A 919-nucleotide genomic window follows, 5' to 3' on the forward strand; every position below is an offset into this window, starting at 1 on the left:
ATCCTATACTCCATGCTTTTGAAACGCACAGGAATGTCCTTTAAGAATAACTGGGTGGACAAGGAAGGTAGAGTATTTATCTATTTTACTGTTGAAGAAATTATGAGAAGAAGAAATATCTCAAAGCCGACAGCTATAAAAACATTGGACGAGTTAGACAGCAAAAAAGGAATAGGACTGATTGAAAGAGTAAGGCTTGGACTTGGTAAGCCGAATGTCATTTATGTCAAAGACTTTATGAGCATAATAGCGGTAAAAGAAAATGACTTTCAGAAGTCAAAAAACTTAACTTCAGAAGTAAGAGATTTTAACCTCAGAAGTAAAGAAAATGAACTTCAGGAAGTTCAAAATGTTGACTCTAACTATATAGAGAATAATAAGAGTAAGTATAGTAAGAGAGAATATAGTTTTTGGGAAAACGGACTTGGAACATTTCAAAATGTTTTTTTAAAGGACGAAGACATAGGTGAATTACAAATAATAATGGCAGGAGAGCTTGATAACTACATTGAAAGATTATCAACCTATCTTCAAAGTACCGGAAAGACATATAAAGACCATAAAGCAACAATTCTTTCTTGGTTTTATAAAGATCAGGGAAGTAAGAAAAAAACCAATATTCCTACATGGGAGGAATATAACAAAGGAGTACATCTATGATAAAAGAATTAGAAAAAGTGATGATAGAAGATGTGGAATATAGCTTTGATCCTGAAAAAGAATACATCAAAGACGGACACGTCTACTGTAAAGTGTGCCATGAAAGAAAAGATGGGAAAGCATTAGAATTCTTCGGAAAGCAGATGATATTTAAGACAGCTTGTAAATGCGATAGAGATAGAGAAGCAAAAGAAAAAGAAAGACAAAAGCAGCTTGAAATCGAGAGATTAAAAAGTATCTGCTTCACATCCATGATTCA

1 protein-coding gene and 1 pseudogene are annotated in these 919 nt (G+C 33.1%); both read left to right on the forward strand.

Annotated features, from left to right (window positions below; translation table 11 throughout):
- Positions 1-660, forward strand: a 660-nt coding sequence (locus tag BBG48_RS10805; protein WP_116170992.1) for a replication initiator protein A, incomplete at its 5' end; no start/stop codon positions are given.
- Positions 657-919, forward strand: a pseudogene (locus BBG48_RS10810) (ATP-binding protein); the annotation flags it as partial. The gene BBG48_RS10805 and the pseudogene BBG48_RS10810, both read left to right, overlap by 4 nt.

The sequence above is a fragment of the Criibacterium bergeronii genome, from assembly GCF_001693775.2.
Lineage (GTDB): Bacteria > Bacillota > Clostridia > Peptostreptococcales > Filifactoraceae > Peptoanaerobacter > Peptoanaerobacter bergeronii.